The following is a 21,839-nucleotide window of genomic DNA, read 5'->3' on the forward strand; positions in this document are numbered from 1 at the left end:
GCATTGATCTGCATCAATGCCGCCGGCGGTTGATCCAGATCAAATCGGGGTTGATAGTGTCAAGCACCCAACCAAGCGGACACCCGAAGCCATGACCATTGCCGAGCCACTGCAGGATTCGTGTGCAGGCGCGACGCGTTCCGACTGCAGGCATGGCCGCGCCACGAACGGCTGCGAGGACTGCAAGGTCAGGCTGTTCAGCGTCTGCGCTGCGCTGGAGCCGTCCGAGCTCGAGGAGCTCGACCGGATCAGCCAGGCAAAGCAGGTTCCGGCGCGAACGACGCTGTTCGAGCAAAGTGCGCTCGCGGGGAGCGTGTTCAATGTCACCGACGGGGTCGTGCGGCTTTACAAATCATTGCCCGACGGCCGGCGCCAGATCGTGGGTTTCGCGCTGCCGGGCGACTTCCTCGGACTTGCGCTGCAGGACCGCTACGGCGTGACCGCGGAGGCGGTCAACGACGTCGCGGTTTGCCGTTTCGTGCGATCGGCGTTCCTCGCCTATGTCGACGGCAAGCCGCATCTGTTGCGCCGCCTGCATGAGTTCGCGGGGCACGAGTTGAGCCTGGCGCAGGACCAGATGTTGCTGCTCGGACGGCGCAGTGCCGAGGAAAAGATCGCTGCATTCTTGCTCAACATGCAGACGCGATACGCCCGGATCGGAAGCGTGTCCGTCACCGTGCCGCTGCCGATGAGCCGGCAGGACATCGCCGACTATCTCGGTCTCACCATCGAGACGGTGAGCCGCACGCTGACCCGCCTTGCGCGCGAGAAGGTGGTGTTGATCGTGCCCGATGGCGTGCGGCTGCTCGACCTCGAACGGCTCAAGCTGAGCGGCGCGAGCTGACGCTGCGGCGTCGGCTTTTTGATCCAGCACAAGGCGATGCGCGCGCAGGCGCGCTAGGTCTCTCCATCATATGCAGGAGACGACCCATGCCTCTCGACACCATCCTCGTCATGATCGCGGTCACAGCGATGTTCGCTACCATTGCCGCCGTTATTGCGTGGGGCGACCGGCAGACGCGCGATCTGTGATACTGTCGCGTGATCAGAGCCATTCCGGTCCGATTGAATCGGAACGGGTCTCTGGATCGTTGTCTTGACGCTTTCGCCACGCGAACCGGTATCCGCTTCGCCTGAAGACGCTCTATCTGATCGAGCCCTTGAAATTATCGATGTCCGGCGAGGGGCGGGCGGGAAACAGCCGCGCGGTCGAGGAATTGTCGAGCCGGCGCTTGCATTTCGCTTCGTCGGCGTCCTTGTTCTCGGTGCCGTCCTTGTTCGAGTAGCGCTTCTTCGCGAACAGATCGTCCTGCCGGTTGACGATCAGCATGGCGTGGTCGCGTTCGAGCGTGTCGGGGTTCTTGCGCTGCTCGTCGGAGCGGAACGTGCCGCCGACGATCTTGCCCGTCATCTCGTAATCGCAGCCGGCCTTCCAGTCGCCCTGGTCCCACTTCCATCCCGTCGCCTTCACGGCGCCGTTGCTCTCGGTGGTGATCTTGATGATCGCGTTATGGGCGAGCCAGATGCCGGCAAGTCCGCCGCGCTTGTCGTCAAAGCCTTCGAGCAGCGCCAGGCGTTCACGCTGCAATCCGTCGACGTGATCGCGGGCATCGAGGGTGAAGTGAACCTGGGAGCTCTGCTTGTTCCAGGCCGGGTGCAGGAATTCCGGATATTGCTGCGCCTGGCTCTTCACCCAGTTGCGCTGGTCGTCGATCAGCGCGCGCCGCGTCGCCTCGTCGAGGTGCGGCTGCAACGCCTTCCAGGCGCGGTTCAGCCGCCGGTCGTTGTCGGCCAGATCAGGGTCGGCGCAGATTTCCTCGTCGGTCGCCGTCTCCGGCCTGGTGCAGTCGAAGGTCGGGACGACGAAGGCGGTGTCCGCCCGATCGGATGCCACCTCCTTGCCGGCGGCAAAATAGCTGCCGGTGACCTGCCACATCGACGAGCAGTCGGCGAAGCCGTGCCACTCCTCGTCATCGATGGTCCCGACGATCCGCAAGGTCTCGCCCTGGCGGCGGAGCTTTAATGATGGCGGCTTGGCCGGAGCAGGCGCTGCGTCGGCTTTCGGCTTGTCGGCCGCTGTGTCCGTATTGACGGCTACGGTGCCGGCGAGCCAGCCGCTCCCCGCAGGCTTCAGGTCGGCGGTGAGCTTGCAGCTTCGCCTGCGGTCGCCGCCATAGTCGCCGCGCAGATCGGCGGCGAGGCGATAGGCGCCGCCGTCGGCCGGCGTCAGCGTGATGTTGCCGAAGGCGTTGACCCAGTTGCCGGCGAAGCCGGGACGGCCGGATGCCATTCCCTCAAGCGCGGCGGCGCGGCGCCGCAAGGCTTGCGCAAAACTCTCCTTCAATTCGTCCGCGTCGCTATCGGCCAGCACCTCGGCGGCGTCGATGATCATCTCGTTGAACCAGGCCTGGTCGCGCTTCAAAAGCGGCTTGATGTTCGCCGGCATCCTGCCGAGCGCCGCGTCGAACGCCCGGTCGATCTGCGTCACCAGCCTGTCGGTGCCGGCCTTCCTGCAGTCCGCGGTCTTGATCGTGCCGTCGCCGCCATCGCCGCACAGCCTGATCGCGGTCGGCCCGCTGCTTGATGCCCGCAGATCATCGTCCATCGCAACGGACGGGCCGGATGCAAGGACCGCGATGGCCGCGACGGCGGCCGCAAACCGTGGAGAGCAAGGCATCGACGTCACCCGCACGGCCGCGCCATGCGGCCCCTGCGGCTTGGGTCGCCCGCCGCGCGCGCCGGGTTCAAAATGTCGGCGGCGTGCAGGCCGAGATCACTTCGCACGGCTTGGCGCCGATGCAGCGGAAGCGGTGCGGGCGGCGGCTTTCGAAGTAATAGGCGTCGCCGGCGTTGAGCACCCGCCGCTCGTCGTCGACCGTGACCTCGAGCCGGCCCGAGACCACGATGCCGCCTTCCTCGCCCTCATGCACCAGCGGCACCCGGCCGGTGTCGCTGCCGGGCTCGTAGCGCTCTTTGAGGATCTGCAACGCCCGGCCGAACAGACTGTCGCCGATTTGCAGGTAGGAGATCGGCTTCTTGCCGATCTCGGTCAGTTCGTCGGCGCGATAGAACGCCTTGCGCGGCCGCTCCGGCTCGATCGCGAAGAATTCGGCAAGCCCCATCGGGATCCCGTCGAGGATGCGCTTGAGGGCGCCGACCGACGGGTTCATCTGGTTGGATTCGATCAGCGAAATCGTCGAATTGGTCACGCCGGAGCGCTTGGCGAGCTCGCGCTGCGACAGCTTGTGCCGCGCGCGGATGAATCGAAGCCGACCGCCGATGTCGACGCTCATGGCAGTCCCCTTGGCAAATCCCTGTTGCAGGTGTTGCGGATCGAACAAATCTTGGCAGACCGCCTCAACAAGATCAATGGCTTGCGGTGCGGCAGAAAAGGACTTGTTGAGTGCCTGGAAGAGTGGTCCGACTAGCATCAGTCAGCAATGGAGCGCCGCCGTGACCGTTCATCAGATTCCGAACACCATCAAGACCGACTCGTTTTGGATGCCGTTCACGGCCAACCGGCAGTTCAAGAAGGCGCCGCGGCTGTTCTCCTCCGCCAAGGGCATGTACTACACCTCGGTCGACGGCCGGCAGGTGATCGACGGCTCCGCCGGCCTGTGGTGCGTCAACGCCGGCCACGGCCGCCCGCAGATCGCGGCCGCGGTCGAGCGGCAGCTGTCGACGCTGGATTTCGCGCCCTCGTTCAACATGGGCCACCCGCTGGCGTTCGATTTCGCCGAGCGGCTCGCCGAGATCGCCCCGAAGGGGCTGGATCGCGTCTTCTTCACCAATTCGGGCTCTGAATCGGTCGATACCGCGCTGAAGATCGCGCTGGCCTATCACCGCGCCGCCGGCCAGCCGAGCCGCACCCGTTTGATCGGCCGCGAGCGCGGCTATCACGGCGTCGGCTTCGGCGGCATGTCGGTCGGCGGCATGGTCGCCAACCGCCGCCAGTTCGCGACCCATCTGCCCGGCGTCGACCACATTCGTCATACCCACGATCTCGCCCGCAACGCCTTCGCCAAGGACCAGCCGGAGCACGGCGCCGAGCTCGCCGACGACATCGAGCGGATGGTGGCGCTGCATGGCGCCGACACCATCGCTGCGGTGATCGTCGAGCCGGTGCCGGGCTCGACCGCAGTGCTGCCGGCGCCGAAGGGCTATCTGCAGCGCCTGCGCGAGCTCTGCACCAAGCACGGCATCCTGCTGATCTTCGACGAGGTCATCACCGGCTTCGGCCGCCTCGGCACCCCGTTCGCCGCCAACTTCTACGGCGTGACGCCCGACATGATGACGACCGCGAAGGGCATCACCAACGGCACCGTGCCGTGCGGCGCGGTGTTCACCAGCCGCCAGATCCACGACGGGCTGATGGTTGGCCCGGACAACGCCATGGAGCTGTTCCACGGCTACACCTATTCGGCGCATCCGGTGGCCTGCGCGGCGGGTCTTGCCACGCTCGACATCTACAAGGACGAAGCTCTGCTGACCCGCGGCGCCTCGCTCGCCGACTACTGGCGCGATGCCCTGCATTCGCTGAAGGGCCTGCCGAACGTGGTCGACATCCGCAACCAGGGCCTGATGGGTGCGGTCGAAGTCGCGCCGCGCGATGGTGTCGTCGGCGCGCGCGGCTACGACATCATGGTCGATTGCTTCAACCGCGGCCTCTACTTCCGCATGAGCGGCGACTCGCTGGCGTTGTCGCCGCCCTTGATCGTCGAGAAGTCGCACATCGACGACATCGTCTCGATCCTCGGCGACTCCATCAAGCGCGTGGCCTGATAATTGCTAGCTATATTTTAGCTGGCTCTACAAATTGCTGTCGCCGTTGCGAAGCAGAGTGGTTTCGCAGCGGCGATTGCGTTTTCGCTGCAGGATGTGAGGAAAAGTGAAGGTCCTTGTTCTCGGCAGTGGCGTGATCGGCGTCACCTCTGCCTATTACCTTGCGCGCGCAGGCCACGAGGTCACGGTGATCGACCGTCAGCCGAAGCCCGCGCTGGAAACCTCCTTTGCCAATGCCGGCGAGGTGTCGCCGGGCTACTCGTCGCCCTGGGCCGGCCCCGGCGTGCCGGTCAAGGCGGTGAAGTGGCTGTTGATGAAGCACGGCCCGCTGGTGATCCGCCCCAAGCTCGATCCCGTGATGTGGCTCTGGCTCTTGAAGATGCTGCGCAACTGCACGACGGCGCGCTACGCGGTGAACAAGAGCCGGATGATCCCGATCGCGGAATACAGCCGCGACTGCCTGCAGGCGCTGCGCAGCGAGATCGGCATCCGCTATGACGAGCGTGCGCGCGGCACGCTGCAGCTGTTTCGCGAGCAGGCCCAGCTCGATCACACCGGCGACGACATCGCGGTGCTGAAGCAGTATGGCGTGCCGTTCGAGGTGCTCGGCCGCGAGGGCTGCATCGCCGCCGAGCCCGCGCTGGCCGGCGTGAAGGAAAAGTTCGCCGGCGGGCTGCGGCTGCCGCATGACGAGACCGGCGACTGCCACATGTTCACGCAGGCCCTGGCGCTGGAAGCCGAGAAGCTCGGCGTGCGCTTCAACTTCAATGTCGGCATCGACGGACTGAATGCGGACACGACCCGGATCACCGGCGTCGCGACCAGCGCCGGGATGATGACGGCGGACGCCTATGTGCTGGCGCTCGGCAGCTATTCGCCGATCCTGCTGCGGCCGCTCGGCATCTCGCTGCCGGTCTATCCGGTGAAGGGCTATTCGATCACCGTTCCGATCAAGGACGCGACCGGCGCGCCTGAATCGACCGTGATGGACGAGAGCTACAAGGTCGCGATCACCCGGCTCGGCGATCGCATCCGGGTCGGCGGCACCGCCGAGATCTCGGGCTATTCGACCAAGCTCTACGCCGCGCGGCGCGCGACGCTGGATCATTCGCTGACCGACCTGTTTCCGCGCGGCGGCGACCTTCCCAGGGCCACCTTCTGGTGCGGGCTGCGCCCGATGACGCCGGACGGCCCGCCGGTGATCGGCGCGACGCGCTTCGCCAATCTGCATCTCAACACCGGCCACGGCACGCTCGGCTGGACCATGGCCTGCGGCTCGGGCCGGGTGCTGGCGGACATGCTCTCGGGGAAGAAGCCCGAGATCGACACCAAGGAGCTGTCGATCAAGCGCTACGATGTCAGGTTCGGCTAGCTCGTTTCGAGCGAAGTTTCGTAGCCCGGATGAGCGCAAGCGATATCCGGGTCTTTGTCCCGCATGTCGCTTTCGCTCATGCGGGCTACGCGGCTTCGGTTCTGATTCAATCAGAACCGAGAATGCTCTAGCGACTTGATCGAAGGAACGCGCCAATGCCGATGCAGCGGATGCCTACCGACTACGAGATATCAGCCGATCCGCACCGCCTGGACGTCGAGGTCATTCACACGTTTCTGGCGAAGGATAGCTATTGGGCGCGGGGCATTCCGAGATCGACCGTGCAGCGGGCAATCGACAACTCGATCTGCTTTGGCGTCTATCATGGCGCCGCACAGGTTGGCTTCGCGCGTATCGTCACCGACAGGTCGACCTTCGCATTGCTTGCCGACGTGTTCATCCTCGAGGCGCATCGCGGCAAGGGATTGTCGAAATGGCTGGTGCGTTGCGTTGTCGAGCATGAAGACCTGCAGGGCCTGAGGCGCTTCCTGCTCGCGACCTCGGACGCCCATGGACTGTATCGTCAATTCGGGTTCGAGGCGCTGGGCAACCCGTCGCGCTTCATGGAGATCGTCCGGCCGGATATCTACCGGTCGGCTTGACCGCCCCGCCAGGGCGGTTGCGATCGCGGGTTCGCTTCCACTCCGGGGCTATTCGGCGGCGTTCTTCACGGGCGGTTCGACATCGTCGTCTCGCTTCGTTGCCGTCCAGTTCGACAGCGCATTCGAGAATCGGTCGAGATAGAGATACACGACCGGCGTCGTGAACAGCGTGAGCGCCTGGCTTACGATCAAGCCTCCGACCATCGCATAGCCGAGCGGTTGACGGATTTCCGATCCCGTTCCGGTGCCCAGCATCAGCGGGACGCCGCCGAGCAGCGCCGCCATCGTCGTCATCATGATCGGGCGGAAGCGCAGCAGGGCCGCTTTCCGGATCGATTCACGCGGCGATAGGTGCTCGTCCCGTTCGGCGGTGATCGCGAAGTCGACCATCATGATACCGTTCTTCTTCACGATCCCGATCAGGAGGATGATGCCGATCAGCGCGATCAGGCTGAAATCGAACCCGAACGCCATCAGGATCGCCAGCGCGCCGACCCCGGCCGATGGCAGCGTGGACAGGATCGTGAGCGGATGGATGTAGCTTTCATAGAGCACGCCGAGGATCAGGTAGACCACGACCAGCGCGGCCAGGATCAGCAGCGGCACCGAGCTCAGTGACTGCTGGAAGGCCTGCGCGGTGCCCTGGAAACTCGAGCTGAGCGTGGCTGGAGCACCGAGATCGGCGACGGCGTTCTGGATCGCATCGGTGGCCTGGCCGAGCGCCACCCCTTGCGCGAGGTTGAAGCTGATCGTGGTCGCAGGAAACTGTCCCTGGTGCGCGATCGCCAGCGGGCGCACGGGAATCGTGGTCCACTTGCAGAACACGGAGAGCGGCACCTCGTCCCCGGTGGTCGGCGACTTGATGTAGAGCTTGTTGAGCGTGTCGAGCTTGCCCTGCAATTCGGGGAGGATCTCCAGGATGACGTGATAGCTGTTGAGCTGGGTGAAGTATTGGGTCACCTGGCGCTGGCCGAATGCGTCGTACAGGGTGTCGTCGATCAGTTGCGGCTGGATGCCGAAGCGCGACGCGGTGTCGCGATCGATGGTCAGCGTCAGCGTCGTTCCCTCGGTCTGCTGGTCGGTGGCGACGTCGCGCAATTCGGGCAATGTCTTCATCGTGGCCAGAATCTTCGGCGCCCATTCGTTCAGCTCGTCGAGCTTCGCGTCCTGCAGCGTGTATTCGAATTGGGTCCGCGTGGCGCGGCCGCCGAGCCGGACGTCCTGGGAGGCTTGCATGTAGAGGCGTGCTCCCTCGACCGCCTCGAGCTTCGGCCGCAACCGTTCGATGATCTGCTGCGCGCTCGCGTCGCGCTCCTCGCGCGGCTTCAGCGTGATGTACATGCGACCCGAATTGAGCGCGGTGCCGCCGCCGCCGATGAACTCGGCCATGCTCTCGACCGCGGGATCGGCCCGGACGATGCTGCTGAGTTCTTCCTGATGCCGCTCCATGTCGGCAAACGAGATGTCCTGGGCCATCTGCGACACGGCCATCAGGAATCCGTTGTCCTGCTGCGGGAAGAATCCCTTGGGAATGATCACGAGCAGGTAGACCGACAGTGCCAGCGTCGCGAAGAAGATGCATAGCGTGGTCCGGCTCCAGCGGAGCGCCAGATCGAGGCCCCGTTGATAGCCATGCAGCATCCTGTCGAACGCCGCTTCGCTCCATTGGTAGAGCCGGCCGTGCTTCGTCTCGCCATGCGCGCGCAGGAAGCGCGATGCCATCATCGGCGTCAGCGTCAGCGACACCACCAGGGAGACGAAGATCGCCATCGCCAGGGTCACCGCAAACTCGCGAAACAGCCGGCCGATGACGCCGCCCATCAGGAGCAGCGGGATCAGCACCGCGACCAATGAAATGCTGATCGACAGGATCGTGAATCCGATCTCGCCGGCGCCCTGGAACGCCGCGGCGAGCGGCCGGGCACCCTGCTCGACGTATCGCGTGATGTTTTCCAGCATGACGATGGCGTCGTCGACCACGAAGCCGACCGCAATCGTCAGTGCCATCAGCGAAAGATTGTCGAGCGTATAGCCGAACACCCACATCAGCGCGCAGGCGCCGAGCAGCGCGAGCGGCACTGTCACGGCCGGGATCACCGTGGCCCAGAAGCTGCGCAGGAACAGGAAGATCACCATGACGACCAGGACGATGGTGATGAGCAGCGTGATCTGCACGTCCTCGACGGCGGCGCGGATGGTCAATGTCCGGTCGCTGATGATCTTGATCTTGATGGCGGGCGGAATCGCGGCCATGAGTCTCGGAAGTTGCTCCTTGATCCGGTCGACCGTTCCGATGACGTTGGCACCGGGTTGCTTGAAGATGACGAGGAACACGCCGCGTTGGCCATCCGCCCAGGCGGCCTGCTTCATGTCCTCCGGCGCGGCGACCGCCCGACCGACGTCGCGAATCCGCAACGGGCCGCCGTTGCGGTAGGCGATGATGACGTCATTCCAGTCCTTGGCCTCCACCAGTTGATCGTTGGCGTAGATCGTGTAGGCGCGCGTCGCGCCGTCGATGTTGCCCTTCGGACCATCGACCGTCGTAATGGCGATCTGGCTGCGGATATCTTCCAGCGAGAGTCCCTTGGCGACCAGCTTGGCGGGATCTACCTGCACGCGGATCGCGGGCTTCTGCTGTCCGCCGATGAACACCTGGGCGACGCCCGAAATCTGGCTGATCTGCTGCCCGAGCTGGGCGTCGACCGCATCGCTCACCTTGATCAGCGGCAGGGTGTCTGAGGTCGCCGACAATATGAGGATGGGCGAGTCCGCCGGGTTGACCTTGCGGTAGATTGGGGGCGTCGGCAGGTTCTTGGGCAACTGACCGCCTGCGGCATTGATCGCCGCCTGGACATCATTGGCGGCTCCGTCGATGCTGCGGTTCAGATCGAACTGAATGGTGACCGCGGTCGAGCCGAGCGAGCTCGTCGAGGTCATTTGAGCGATGCCCGGAATCTGCGCGAATTGCCGCTCCAGCGGCTGCGCGACGGAGGACGCCATGGTTTCCGGGCTGGCGCCGGGCAAGCTTGCGGAGATCTGGATGGTCGGAAAGTCGACTTGCGGCAGCGGTGCGACCGGCAACAGCGGATAGGCGACCATTCCGACGAACAGGAGGCCGGCCATCAGCAGTGAGGTGCCGATCGGGTAGCGGATAAACGGAGATGAGATGCTCTCGTTCATTTCCGGAGTCCAAATGAACGGCAGGCGCATCTTTTCCCGGATATCGGGAGTCGTCCTCGAAAGCTCGAGCGCGAACGCGCGTTTTCCTCGCCATGGCCAAGCGGCAGATCGCGGAGTTGGCCTTCGCGTCTACCTGTTTTTTGCCAGCATAATCATTGTTGAGGACGGCGCGCGAATGGAAACGTCGGGTCTCCCATTCGACGTTCGTTCAATGGCCGGAATTCGCGTGTCGTTATCGCCGTTTGGGAAGCGTCAAGCATGTCCCTGGCGTCAAATATGTCGCGGGACGACATATTATTGCGCGCCCGGTAGGCTCGACGCCATCAGGTGCGTCATGATCATTCAGGCGCGGCTTGTCCGGTGCAACTTGCTCGTGCACCGGTCCTAGGCGATGTCGAACTCGTCCTGCATCGCCGTCACGATCTCGCGAAGCTCTTTTTCCTTCGCCTCATCCAGCGCCGTCTCGCGCGTGCCGCCGAGATCCCAGCTCGGCGTGTAGCCCTTGAGCCGGATCAGCTTCAGGCCCGAGACACCGGATCGTCTTTCCAGTTCGGCCGTGATCTCGTGCTGCATTTGAAGTGTCTTCATCACGCATCTCCGGGAACGCTATCCCGCTCAACAGGACAGCCAGCATCATGTTCCTCCCGATCGGGCGTCGGATGCGGGTCCTGCCGTGCAGGAACGTCCGCCTTGCGGTCCACGTTGCTCCCGGTCGAACCAGGAAAGGACTTCACATGAAGAAACTGGCAACGATCGGATTGGCTGCGGCCATGATGCTGTCGACATCGCTCGCCTTCGCGCAGGGTGGCGGCGGCGGTGGGGGCGGCGCCGGTGGCGGATCGGCCGGAGGCGCGAGTGCAGGCGCGGGGACTGGAAGCTCCGGCACGGGAACCGGTACCGGAGGCCAGTTCGAGATGAACTGGGACTACAGCGACGCCCTGACCACCGCCGACCGGCACGCGTTCTTCAAGTACATGGTGAAGTCGATCGCCGAAAGGCACCAGTTGCGCGCGACGTTCATGCCAAAGCCGTTTTCGGGTCTGACGGGCAATGGCTGCCACGTCCACGTCTCGCTATGGAATGGCAACCGGAACGTCTTCGAGGACGACAAGGGAGAGCTTGGAATCTCCGCCACCGGCTACGCCTTCATCGGCGGGATTATTCATTCCGCCGATGCTCTCGCAGCCATCCTGAATCCCACGGTCAATTCCTACAAGCGCATCAACGCGCCGCGCACCATCTCCGGCGCGACCTGGAGCCCAAACACGGTGACGTTCTCGGGCAACAACCGTACCCACATGATTCGCATCCCCGAGGCGGGACGGTTCGAACTGCGGCTGGCCGATGGCGCCGCCAACCCTTACGCCATGCAGGCGGCGATCCTGGCCGCAGGCCTCGACGGCATCCAGAGTAATCGCGACCCCGGCAAGCGTCTCGATATCAACATGTATACCGACGGTCACCTCGTGAAGGACGTGAAGAAGCTGCCGCTCAATCTACTCGACGCGTTGCGCGCACTGGAAGGCTCCAAGCTGCTCTGCGAGAGCCTCGGCGCCTACGTTCCCGCCTTCCTAAAGCTGAAGCATCAGGAGTGGAACGATTTTTCACGTCATCTGACCCGGTGGGAACGAGAGACGACCCTGGACTGCTGAGCGCGCCCCAACTCCCTCTGTGCCGTTTCATCATCGCTCTGGATTCCAGTGGCGCACGACCGCTCCTTCTCGAGCACGACCTTTTCGAGAAGCGCAACAACCGATACCGACATTCGCCGATTCAACGTCACGAGCTGGTGGTGGCCTTCGAAGGTCGCACAGTCAGCGCTCCACATGAACATCCCTCTCTTGCATATGATCGAAGCTGTCGAAGTACTGTGGTTCCGCTTGATCGGGAGCTAAGAATGAGCTGGTGCGCCATCGGTTCATTCGATCACACGCAAGCCCGCCTGCCGGACAGCGTAGCCGCGCTGGCGGCATCTTGACAGCACACCAATCCGCCCGTCTGCGCGATCAAACTACCAAGGCAAAGTCAGCCGGCAGCGATCACGTTCCCCTGTGCCGAGGGCGTCCATTTGGTCCGAGATGCAATGAGCGTGAGAAACCGCAGAAAATCGTAGTCAGGCGTACAAAATCGCAGAATTGGTAGCGGGGGAGCGCTACCGCCTTTCCCCACACCAACCAAACCTACGATACATCATCCAATCCTTCGCATAGGGCAGTTCATGAGCCCGCGTGGCGAGCACAGATTTATCTCAACAAAGCGGAACGTTGAAAGACCTTCGCCTGTAGGTCAGGCGAAATCGACCTCTGTCGCGGAATATCGAAAGCCCGTATTCGGTGCCGGCATCGTGCCGTAGGCGCGTGGTGCTCCTCGTCTGCTTCCTTCCGACCAGCTCCGGCCAATTTCTCAACTTGACCTACCAGAAGCGCCAGACCTCTCCTTGTCGCGCGGATACCATTTCTAGACGGGTCGCGGGTCGATGACGCCCGGACAATCAACCTATCCCATGTGCCAGGCACACCACCGCGGTCGCCGGCGCGATGCTGTTTCGTATCGATCCGGCGCCGTTCCAGTACAAAGTCAACCAGCTCGAGGCATCGCTCGCGCAAACACGCCAGCAGGTCAAGCAGTTGAAGGCCAGTTACGAGCGGGCGACGGCGAATGTCGACGGGCTACGGCATCGACCCCGAAGGCAAACATCGCTTCTGCACTTGAAACTAGGCCGCCGGCGATTCGTTTCCCGAACAATACGTGGGTTTATGGTGCGCGCTCCGAGGGCATTCGTCTTTGCTGCAGCTTCAAGGAGTTGCGGATGTGGACAACGAGGCTGGGGATATCCGTGCGCAGGGGTACCTTGCCGTCTCTTGTCAGCGACCACTCTTAAGAGACGGCGGCACTCCCGGCATAATGGGCGCGGGGTTACGTTTCAGCGGGACATGATGACCGGCAAAGCCCATGGCCCGACCTATCGCGGATGAAGCCCAATTTCCGGCAAGGGACCGCTTCGGAAGTTCCCAAGCTTCGCGATCACCGGACCCAAGGTTTGAGTTAAGAAATCAATTCCCCGCCGCGGGTAAATGCTGCCGCCGTCCGCAGCGCGGCGCCGTGGAGAGCCTGCTCCCCACTACTTTCGATTATGCGGGCGTCCACGGATTTTTTCTCTACCGGTGGTTGCGCAAGGCGACGGTTGGCTGCAGCACGCCATCGGTCAAGGGCCTGGCTCGAGTACCATGAGAGCGGGACTTTCGTCCGGGTGCTTCAGGCGGGCAATGACCCTTCGCCCAATACGAAACGGTGCCAGCACTCCTGGGGCGGTGGAAGCCAATGCTGGGCCGCTGCCGCGTAGCCCAATCCTGGCTTGTCAGCTCGGTTCGCAAAACCAGCTTCTAGAACTCATCTGCCGGGGACGCCCTATCCCCGCCGAGCCTGCTGCAGCTCTTCGGAGGGGATTGTCGCCACCGCGTGACTGCCGGCGGCGCTTGCTCGCCCGCTCTTCGTTGAGGAGCCGCGAATGAAGCTTCCGGACCTGGATGTTTTCGTTCGTGCAGGGAAATGCACAAGCGATCCCCGCCAAGGACGTTCTTCAACCGGAGCGGCGAGTTCGCCGCCTAGCAACATGCGCTCCGCAGCCCGAGCGGCCATGAACTCGATGCACTGAGTATATCGACCCATGCCTTGGCGTCGAAAACCCGCCCGTCATCTCCGTTATTGGACTGGCCCTGTCGATCGCAACGCCGGTTTCAAGACGGTGCTTGTGTTCTTGCGTCGGCTGCCAACATCATAGCGGCTGCTGAAGCTTGCCGACTTGCAGATGGGATTGGGCTGAGATCTCGGTGCACCGCAAGTTCACCGCCTGCGGCAAGGTCGGCTGGGTTGATACCCGGGTCGACTGAGGCGAAGTGATCAATTCGCCAAGGACGTCTCTGGTAGGCCCTGCCGATTTCTCCTACTGGTAAACTTCCGATGCGCGGAGGTTTACTTTGCTTCGCAATCTCTGACGATGCGACCATCACGGGTCGATACCACGATCGGCGGGGTGGTGTAGTCGTCGCCTCAATCGCCACAATCTGCTTCAGGATGGATTGTGCTGCACTTCCCTTGCACTCTCGTAATGGTTGCTGTTGGATAAGTGGGCGTCACATTGGCGTGTCGCGAAAACATTTCATTGTCCATTTGAGGAGGAAAGTATGCTTCGGATCACTGCTCTTATTTTCTTCGCCCTTACCTGGTCCGCGAATGCCCAAACAAACCGCACCGAGTTGAAACGCGCCGACCTAAGCGGCACGAATATGGAGATTGTAGTCAGCGTCGTCGACGTACAGCCCGGGAATAATCTCATCCGCCACACGCATCATGGCGAGGAAGCCGTTTACGTTCTAGAGGGCGCAACGTTGGCGCTACCCGATGGAAAAGAGGTGCCATTTCCTACGGGAGCAGCAACAATCAACATTCGCGACGTGCCCCACGGTGGTTTCAAGGTGGCAGGCGACAAAACCCTGAAGATGTTGACGGTCCATATCGTCGATAAGGGTAAACCAATGATGGAGCCTGCAAAGTAAGAGGTCCCCTCAAACCGACATCAAGAAAAAGCGGTCGCAAACGCGCACCCGCTTTTTCTGCTTGAGAAAGCTACGCCGGGGCATTCTCGAATCCAGATGGTCGCCTCCGCGCCCATCCGCCCCTCGGCGACGCGCTCAACGCCGCATCGCTATCTCGAAGTAGCTCCAGCTCGGGGGACACGCCGCCTTCCGCCACGGAAAGGACAGCGCATGGTCATTAAGCGTCGGCACTTCAAGCAAGAGCACTCTCTAGAGGAACGCCTTACTGAAGAGGCCAAGAGTCTTCGTGAAGAAGCAAGCGTACTCCCCGCAGGTATGGAAAAAGAGCAGCTACTTAAGAGAACCCGGCAAGCTGAGACCGGCGCGCATATGAGCGCGTGACTTCAATCTCGCGGGTTACGGCCCCCAATATGAACCAATCAGCGAAGCCAAGCGCCGGACTAAAGATAGCGGCCGGGCGTCTGTTTTGCTCGCCCTGCTACTGATGGGTTTTTCCTTTGTCGCGTTCTAAGGTAGGCCCGCAGCGAATGTCCTAACTAGGACGGCACCCAATCGCATGACCCTAGGCCGGCGAGAATCTGTTCGGCTAACCGAATAAACACGACTTCAGCTGAATTTTTATTTCGGTTCGCTAATAACGCTGGCACTCCGCGGATCACCAGGTCAGCAAAGACCTTTTCGCGTAGTCTTTGCAAAAACGGCCCCAACGCGGTGAGGCGCGGCGCGGAGGGGCCGAGTTGCCACGATCACCTGCACGCCAAAACCAGCACCACTGGGCCGTTTATCCTAACGATCGATAATAGGAACGATCGGCTTGGCAACGAGTCGGCTCAGGTCCCCCAGCCGATCCAGGGCTCCCCCGGCTGCTGGAGGAAAACCCGCATTGTTCGGGTTGGCGGCCCTCGGGTTGGGGCCGTTTCAATTCGCTGGACGCCTGAAACCCTTCAATTTCACAGGTGGTGTTGCAATGGAATTTATTGGACGCCCGATGAGAGGCCGATTCCTCGTTCGGCAAGGCGGCAACGGCTGGATGGTCTACGATAGCGAATGCAAAGGACCGGCCCAGATAGAAAAGGACGGCGCGTTCGCCGAGAAGCTGACAAAAGACCAGGCTGAGATTTTAGCGAAGCTATTCACGAGTCGCGAAAACCGGCCCCTGACGTTAGAATGGCCTCAACGCCCGCGGAGAGCGCTAAGGCCGCGGTAATAGTCCCAGTCCATCGTTTAGATTTGACGTCGTGGACTGCTGCTCGTTCCCTGAACAGAAACGGCCCCGGCGAGACGCTGAGGCCGAGTCGACGGCCCTAGCGAGGTGCAGCCGGGGCCACTGGTTTAAACTGATTGAGAATGTACCCCGGATCTTCGGGGGCAAGGAAGCGTTGGTAGGAACTAGCTTTGGGTGGCCGACGTTACTGCCGCGACGGTCAATTTGCAAACCGCCCCGACAATAGCCTGATCTTCTTCGGACCAGCCAACGGCCGCGACCTTTTATTTTGGGATAGAGGCAATGCCGGACAATTTAACCAACCGCGTCCAGCCAGATCGCTCGAAGATCAACATGCACGAGCCATACGAGGTGAAGTATTGGACCCATGCACTTGGTGTGTCGAAGAATGACCTTCAGAAGGTCGTCGAAAAGGTCGGCAACTCCGCTGCTGCGGTCCGCAAGGAATTGGGTCTGCCCGACAAAGCTCAAGAATGACCAAACCCACCTGTCCGATTTGCTTGGGGTTGGGCTGGGTCTGCGAGAACCATCCGCACTTGCCTTGGACGGCGGAGGCACATGGCTGTCAGTGCGGCGCCGGCATGCCTTGCGAGTGCAATCGGGCGGATGGGATTGATGAGCCTGATGTGAGCAAGGTCATTGAGCAATCCGAATAAGATATTGCCGTCTGGCAATTCGTAGGGCTGCGCTGCATGGACGCTACCGACGAGCTAGGCCGTGAACCCATAAATCTGCCGGGTGGACGGCTTGCCAAAGTCAGCTATGCACCAATAGCGATCGAAATCTGCAGCGCAGCTAGATGACGCGATTGGCCATTAGCGGAAGCGCGCTGGAGCGCGGAACTATCAGCCGACAGCGTCATACCATTCTCTGACGAGGCGTGATCATAACCTGTCGAAACTGATTGTGACCACCCATGCATTACAACGGCAAGCAATCAGAGCGGGGCGCCAATTATTCGGGAAACCTTAGCGTCAGTAAACCGGGGGACGTCGTCCATAATTGCGTCTGTTTCGGCGGATGCAAGCGCAGCGTGAAGAGCAGACTCATCGCGAAATCGATAAATTCCCACGGAAACATCTACCGCATCGGCGTCTCGCGGGAAGAAGGCGGCGGCACCTTCGAGGCCATGCTTCTGCCAGCTTGCGAGCGCCAACGGCAGGTGAACATCGACATAATAGTCGCGATCGAAATACGTGCCGCCGCTGCAGGTCACTATCATTGTTGCATTTGTCATAAGCCGAACTTCTAACGTGTTAAGATTGATTGTAAACTCATCGAACTCTGCGCCATCTTCGAACTTGGCGCGCGGCGCTGTTTATGATCGCGATTGTCATGTCGGTCGCTCGGCCGCTTCGCCGGCGGGCGCATATCCCGGATGAGACAGTGGTTCCGATGGACCGCTATTTCGAAAAGGTACATGGTGGCCCCCGGCGCTGAGCCGGGACATGCATCCGGCATGTCGTTGGTCAAAGCCGGTAGCTCCCCGCTCCTCTCAATCCTCGTCTTGCCACCGCCGCAGGTTCGTTTGATCGTGGTAGGCCATGCGGTCAGGCGTGGTGATGAACTCAATCGTCGTGCCCCATGGCATGCGGCAATAGCAGACCCTGTTTTCGGGACCTTTTTCGGTTGCGTAGGGAATAGCGCGGGGCGCGGTAAGGACTGTGCCACCGGCCTTCTCGAAGCGCTCAACCGAAGCGTCGATGTCGTCAGTGTAGACGCCGAAGTGCGTAATGCCGAAGTCGCTGGCCCGAACCGGCTGGGCTTGTTCGGGGCCGTGCATTTCAAAGAGCTCGATGTCCGGTCCGGTTCCGATCTTGACCATCGCCTGCGCCCGCACGACCGTTCCAGGAAAAGCACCAGTGGCCCGCTCGAATTCGGGTCCTTGTCGCGGAGGGTCCTGCGGTCCGAAGGACTGATAAATCACCTGGCCGCCGAAAGCTTCCACCAGGAACGATTTGGCTGCTTCGATGTCGGGCACCGTGATGCCGATATGATTGACGCCGCGAATGACAGGTGCGGTCATGATAGTCTTCCTTTCTCGTTTGATTGATCGAACGCGATGGGTGCGGGCACAACTCGCCCGCAATGTCGTGATCCGCCCGGCCCACGACGGCGCGGGCGCAGAGTTTCAATTGGCCTTGAGGAAATCGATCAGAGCGGCTGCGACTTCATTCGGCCGCTCGTCAGCGACATAGTGGCTGCACCGCGCAATCGAGCCGCCCGTCACGTTGGTGGCAAACTCCTTGAGCATCGGCACCATCTGCGCACCGAAGCGCTGGTCGCCACCGATGCCAAGCACGGGTATCGCGAGAGGTTGCTTCTTATACTCGAGCGCGGCGGCGTGGTCGGCCGCGAGGGCTCGATACCATTCCATGCCCCCGCGCGTGCGGCCAGGAAGGGCCATCGCTTTCGCGTAGATCTCGATGTCCGCGGGATTAAAGGTGCTGTGATCGTAGAACCGCTCAGCCATGAAGGTCGAAACATAGTCATATTCACGGCCATGGATCAGGCGCTCGGGTAGGTCCCGGTTCATATGAAAACTGAAGTGCCAGATCTTTGCCGTCGTCGACTCCCATTGCGTCCAGCCAGGAAGTGGAACGTCGAGGACAGCAAGATGTGTGACAGCCCCTCGATAAAGTGCCGCCTGGCCCAACGCCACCATTCCGCCGATGTCATGACCGCACACAGCATAGCGTTCATGCCCAAGGGCAAGCATCACTTCATGCGCATCGCGCGCCATCGTCGCCTTGTCATAGCCGCCCTGCGGGCAGTCGGAAAAACCCGCGCCGCGCAGATCAATAGCCACCACGCTGAAGTGCTCGGCCAGCAGCGGCATCACATGGTGCCATTCCCACCATGTTTCCGGCCAGCCGTGAAGCAGAAGGATCGGCGGGCCTGAGCCTCCCGTCACGGCGTTGATCTTGATGCCGTTCACCGGCACCAGCTGCTGGGTAAACCCGTTCAAAGCTGCGATCATGATCGCTTTCCAGTCAGATGGAGGTGTCAGATAGAGCGCGTGTACAGCGCTCAGGGCTGGTCGAAATCGGTGGCGATCGTGATGTCACGCCAAGCGTCGATGTCGCTGCGGAAGGCCGCCAGCTTTCTCTCGGCGATCGCGTGCGCGGCCGGGCCGAGCGGCAGATGGAGCGGGGGGTCCTCGGCGTCGACCGCCTGCAGGATCACTGTGATCGCCTTGTCGGGATCGCCCGCCTGATTGCCGTTGCTGGTTTCGCGATAGTGTTTGCGTGAGCTTGCGGCATATTCGGGCATCTCGTTGCCCGCCATCATGATCGATCGGCCAAGGAAATCGGTGCGAAACGGCCCGGGTTCGACGACCAGCACGCGAACTCCGAACGGCTTCAGCTCGCCGGCGAGCGCTTCGGAAATTCCTTCCACAGCAAACTTGGCGGCGTGGTAATAGCCTCCGCCGCCGCGGCCCTCGATACCCGCACCGGACGACATGTTGACGATCGTTCCGCCCGAACGTCGTAGGACGGGTAGCGCGGCTCTGGTGGTTTCGATCAGACCGAAGACGTTTACATCGAACATCGGCCGATATTCTTCGGGCGTGCCTTCCTCGATCGCGCCGAACAGTGCGTAGCCGGCATTGTTCACGAGCACGTCAAACCCGCCAAATGTCTCGACCGCCTTCGCGACCGCTGCCTTGGCCGCCGCCGAATCGGTCACGTCGAGTGGCAAGGTGATCATGCGGCCGCCGAAAGGCTCAGCCATTGCCCCGATCGATCTGACATTGCGGGCCGTCGCTATAACCCGATCGCCGCGCTGTGCCGAAGCGAGCGCGAGCCGCTGGCCGAAGCCGCTCGAACAGCCTGTGATAAGCCAGGTTTTCATAACTTCTTCTCCAAGTTGTTTCACCTCGCAGCCGCCCTCATGGGGTGGCGGACCCCCCCAGAAGGACGCGGCTCAGACGATGGCGGGAATCTAGGTGCTTAGATTTGTTCGTTAAGTGATGTTCCTGTACTCTCGGCGTTCAGTTTTGTGCGGGGGTCGCGATGGAATGGAGTGACGTAAGGATCTTCCTCGCTGTTGTGCGATCTGGCACGCTCGGCGGTGCCGCGCGTTCGCTTCGGACAAGCCATCCGACCGTCGGCAGGCGCCTTCGCGCACTCGAGCAGGCAATCGGTCACACGCTCTTCCAGCGCACAGCGGACGGTCTTGTTCTGACCGATGAGGGCCACGGAATCATCGCGCTGGCCGAGCAAATGGAAGAAGGCGCGCTGGCCATGGAGCGCCGGCTTGCGGGGCGGGAGCAGAATCTCAAAGGCAATCTGCGCATTTCATCAACGGACTGGTTCGGGGCCTATGTCCTGCCTCCCATCCTGGCGGATTTCTCGAACGCATACCCCAATGTCGACATTGAGATCCTGACCGGCACGCGCCGGTTCAGCCTCGCTCAGCGGGAGGCCGAAGTCGCTTTTCGTGCCGTTCCGTTCGACACTGCCGATGTCATTCAGCGGCGGCTCTTCAGGCTCGAATACGGCGTCTACATCGCGGAGGAGGCGGCTGATCCCAAATATGGCGATGGGACTGGTTTCCGGCTGATCACATCATCCACGCCCCACTTCCCCGACATCGCGTGGCTCATCGAGAGTTTCCCCAACGCAAGACCGGTCCTGCGATCGAACAACCGCAACGTCCAGGGGCGCATGTGCAGGGAAGGCGTCGGCATCGCTGTCCTGCCCTGCGTGGTCGCCAATCAGATCCCTGGTATCCGTAGACTGGACCTGCCGACGCTGCCGCCAGCGCGAGACATTTGGATGGGATACCACCGAGACCTACGGCGTCTTGGGCGTCTTCGAGCGTTCATTTCGACGGTATCGGACCATCTCGTGAACGCGACCGCCTGATGTGCGGCCTGGAAAGGACTCAAGGCTCCCGGAGAAAACCAAGGTCGCTGCAGTCGTCTCGGCCGGTCGCTCCTCGACCGTCCAGTGCCTAATTTGCTTGAATTCGATCATCGTCGCATCCTGCGTAGCTATCGAGGAAGGCCTTGAGAAACGGTGTGTGCTAATCCCGCTGAGGTTAGGTGATCCTCTGAATTTCCGCAGTTGGTCATTCGCGATTGGGGCGAGCCAGCAGAGCGTCCAGTCATGTCCGCAGCGCCGCCGAAAGCGGAAGTAAATTCGGAACATAAGCGGCAGTCCCATCGGGCGTTGGCGGTTGATGGCTCTGCCCGAGCCGTGATTCAAGCTCCGAAACCGGAGCCTCGAATCATGCGCTACGAACTCAGCGATTACGAATGGACCGTCATCAAACCGATGCTGCCGAACAAGCCGCGCGGGGTTCGGCGCGTAAATGATCGTCGCGTGCTCAATGGCATCTTTTGGGTCCTGCGTTCAGGTGCACCATGGCGCGACCTGCCGGAGAAATACGGTCCCCGAACCACCTGCTACAATCGCTTCGTTCGGTGGCGACGGGCTGGCGTCTGGGACCGAATCATGGATGCACTGGCCGCCGATCGTGACGCGACGGTGCAAATGATCGATACCTCGGTTGTCCGCGTGCACCAGCACGGAGCCTGCATCGCTGATAGCAATCATCAAGATATGGGTCGCTCACGAGGGGGCCTGACCAGCAAGATTCACGCGGTGGTGGACACCAACGGCCTTCCGGTCCATCTCGCGCTCACACCGGGTGAGGCGCACGACAATCGGCTGTGTTCGGTCCTCCTCAGCGCCTTGCTTCCACAAACGATGCTGCTCGCGGATCGTGGATACGACGCGGATTGGATCAGGGAGTTCGCCCGCCAGCAAGGCGCGTGGGCCAACATTCCGCCGAAACGCAATCGCAAAGAGCCGATCTGCTTCAGCCGCTATTTGTATCGCGCGCGCAACTTGATCGAACGGTTCTTCAACAAGATCAAGCAATGCCGGCGTGTCGCGACCCGATATGACAAACTCGCGGCCAACTATCTAGCCTTCATCAAGCTCGCATCAATCCGCATTTGGCTACGTGCTAATGAGTCCACGCCCTAGCACTACTTTGGCAGATTGTTGATTTGGTCGCGTTTTATAGGATTCCCGAATCGACTTTTCAATGATTCATGGGTGGTCGGCTCTTGGAGGGCTGACCATGCCGGGATGGGAAGACGAACTCGA

At 61.8% G+C, this 21,839-nt stretch carries 17 protein-coding genes and 1 pseudogene; 10 read left to right on the forward strand and 8 right to left on the reverse strand.

Features of this window, described 5'->3' with window-relative positions:
* Positions 1 to 91 precede the first annotated feature (91 nt).
* Positions 92 to 844 carry a helix-turn-helix domain-containing protein gene (locus I6F38_RS12940; protein WP_225160595.1) on the forward strand — a complete coding sequence of 251 codons (753 nt, stop codon included), beginning with the start codon at positions 92 to 94 and terminating at the stop codon, positions 842 to 844.
* Positions 845 to 1,144: 300 nt separating this feature from the next.
* On the opposite strand, the gene I6F38_RS12945 is transcribed toward I6F38_RS12940, so the two are convergent.
* Both I6F38_RS12945 and I6F38_RS12950 read right to left on the reverse strand, forming a co-directional pair.
* Entirely contained in the window at positions 1,145 to 2,677 is a 1,533-nt protein-coding gene (locus I6F38_RS12945) for a lysozyme inhibitor LprI family protein (protein ID WP_225160596.1), read from the reverse strand.
* A 67-nt stretch (positions 2,678 to 2,744) separates the two neighbouring features.
* On the reverse strand, positions 2,745 to 3,293 hold the full coding sequence (locus I6F38_RS12950; protein ID WP_018273259.1) for a cupin domain-containing protein: 549 nt from the start codon (positions 3,291 to 3,293) through the stop codon (positions 2,745 to 2,747).
* Between the two features lie 160 nt (positions 3,294 to 3,453).
* Between I6F38_RS12950 and I6F38_RS12955 the strand changes: the two genes are divergently transcribed.
* From I6F38_RS12955 to I6F38_RS12965, 3 genes are all read left to right on the forward strand, one after another.
* On the forward strand, positions 3,454 to 4,782 hold the full coding sequence (locus tag I6F38_RS12955) for an aspartate aminotransferase family protein (protein WP_225160597.1): 1,329 nt from the start codon (positions 3,454 to 3,456) through the stop codon (positions 4,780 to 4,782).
* 106 nt (positions 4,783 to 4,888) lie between these two features.
* Positions 4,889 to 6,154 carry a D-amino acid dehydrogenase gene (locus tag I6F38_RS12960; protein WP_225160598.1) on the forward strand — a complete coding sequence of 422 codons (1,266 nt, stop codon included), beginning with the start codon at positions 4,889 to 4,891 and terminating at the stop codon, positions 6,152 to 6,154.
* A gap of 155 nt (positions 6,155 to 6,309) precedes the next feature.
* The gene (locus I6F38_RS12965) at positions 6,310 to 6,756 is read left to right on the forward strand and encodes a GNAT family N-acetyltransferase (protein WP_225160599.1); all 447 of its coding nucleotides are present in this window, start codon (positions 6,310 to 6,312) and stop codon (positions 6,754 to 6,756) included.
* A 48-nt stretch (positions 6,757 to 6,804) separates the two neighbouring features.
* Here I6F38_RS12965 and I6F38_RS12970 read toward each other — a convergent pair whose 3' ends face one another.
* Both I6F38_RS12970 and I6F38_RS12975 read right to left on the reverse strand, forming a co-directional pair.
* Positions 6,805 to 9,936 (reverse strand): multidrug efflux RND transporter permease subunit, encoded by a 3,132-nt coding sequence (locus I6F38_RS12970; RefSeq protein WP_225160600.1) that lies wholly within the window; start codon positions 9,934 to 9,936, stop codon positions 6,805 to 6,807.
* Positions 9,937 to 10,320: 384 nt separating this feature from the next.
* Positions 10,321 to 10,524, reverse strand: a complete 204-nt coding sequence (locus tag I6F38_RS12975) for a hypothetical protein (RefSeq protein ID WP_225160601.1) — start codon at positions 10,522 to 10,524, stop codon at positions 10,321 to 10,323.
* Between the two features lie 314 nt (positions 10,525 to 10,838).
* On the opposite strand from I6F38_RS12975, the pseudogene I6F38_RS12980 reads away from it, so the two are divergent.
* The 4 genes and pseudogenes from I6F38_RS12980 to I6F38_RS12995 all read left to right on the forward strand — a co-directional run.
* A pseudogene (locus tag I6F38_RS12980) lies at positions 10,839 to 11,588 on the forward strand (type III glutamate--ammonia ligase); the annotation flags it as partial.
* A gap of 2,532 nt (positions 11,589 to 14,120) precedes the next feature.
* Positions 14,121 to 14,492, forward strand: a complete 372-nt coding sequence (locus I6F38_RS12985) for a cupin domain-containing protein (RefSeq protein WP_016844188.1) — start codon at positions 14,121 to 14,123, stop codon at positions 14,490 to 14,492.
* A 210-nt stretch (positions 14,493 to 14,702) separates the two neighbouring features.
* A complete protein-coding gene (locus I6F38_RS12990) occupies positions 14,703 to 14,873 on the forward strand; it encodes a hypothetical protein (RefSeq protein WP_225160602.1) in 171 nt (56 codons plus the stop codon).
* A gap of 1,126 nt (positions 14,874 to 15,999) precedes the next feature.
* Positions 16,000 to 16,194, forward strand: coding sequence for a DUF3606 domain-containing protein (locus I6F38_RS12995; RefSeq protein ID WP_016844186.1), 195 nt, complete (start codon positions 16,000 to 16,002; stop codon positions 16,192 to 16,194).
* A 460-nt stretch (positions 16,195 to 16,654) separates the two neighbouring features.
* On the opposite strand, the gene I6F38_RS13000 is transcribed toward I6F38_RS12995, so the two are convergent.
* The 4 genes from I6F38_RS13000 to I6F38_RS13015 all read right to left on the reverse strand — a co-directional run bounded on the left by I6F38_RS13000 (position 16,655) and on the right by I6F38_RS13015 (position 19,572).
* Positions 16,655 to 16,954 (reverse strand): hypothetical protein, encoded by a 300-nt coding sequence (locus I6F38_RS13000; RefSeq protein WP_225160603.1) that lies wholly within the window; start codon positions 16,952 to 16,954, stop codon positions 16,655 to 16,657.
* Positions 16,955 to 17,212: 258 nt separating this feature from the next.
* Positions 17,213 to 17,743 carry a VOC family protein gene (locus tag I6F38_RS13005; RefSeq protein WP_038960368.1) on the reverse strand — a complete coding sequence of 177 codons (531 nt, stop codon included), beginning with the start codon at positions 17,741 to 17,743 and terminating at the stop codon, positions 17,213 to 17,215.
* A 105-nt stretch (positions 17,744 to 17,848) separates the two neighbouring features.
* Positions 17,849 to 18,697 carry an alpha/beta hydrolase gene (locus tag I6F38_RS13010; protein ID WP_225160604.1) on the reverse strand — a complete coding sequence of 283 codons (849 nt, stop codon included), beginning with the start codon at positions 18,695 to 18,697 and terminating at the stop codon, positions 17,849 to 17,851.
* A 50-nt stretch (positions 18,698 to 18,747) separates the two neighbouring features.
* On the reverse strand, positions 18,748 to 19,572 hold the full coding sequence (locus tag I6F38_RS13015; protein ID WP_225160605.1) for an oxidoreductase: 825 nt from the start codon (positions 19,570 to 19,572) through the stop codon (positions 18,748 to 18,750).
* 161 nt (positions 19,573 to 19,733) lie between these two features.
* On the opposite strand from I6F38_RS13015, the gene I6F38_RS13020 reads away from it, so the two are divergent.
* A complete protein-coding gene (locus I6F38_RS13020; protein ID WP_225160606.1) occupies positions 19,734 to 20,588 on the forward strand; it encodes a LysR family transcriptional regulator in 855 nt (284 codons plus the stop codon).
* A gap of 366 nt (positions 20,589 to 20,954) precedes the next feature.
* Positions 20,955 to 21,716: an IS5 family transposase gene (locus tag I6F38_RS13025; protein ID WP_225160607.1), complete on the forward strand. Its 762-nt coding sequence runs from the start codon at positions 20,955 to 20,957 to the stop codon at positions 21,714 to 21,716.
* Positions 21,717 to 21,839: the final 123 nt, after the last annotated feature.

It is taken from the genome of Bradyrhizobium sp. BRP56 (genome assembly GCF_020194035.1).
In the GTDB taxonomy this organism is placed as follows: domain Bacteria; phylum Pseudomonadota; class Alphaproteobacteria; order Rhizobiales; family Xanthobacteraceae; genus Bradyrhizobium; species Bradyrhizobium australafricanum.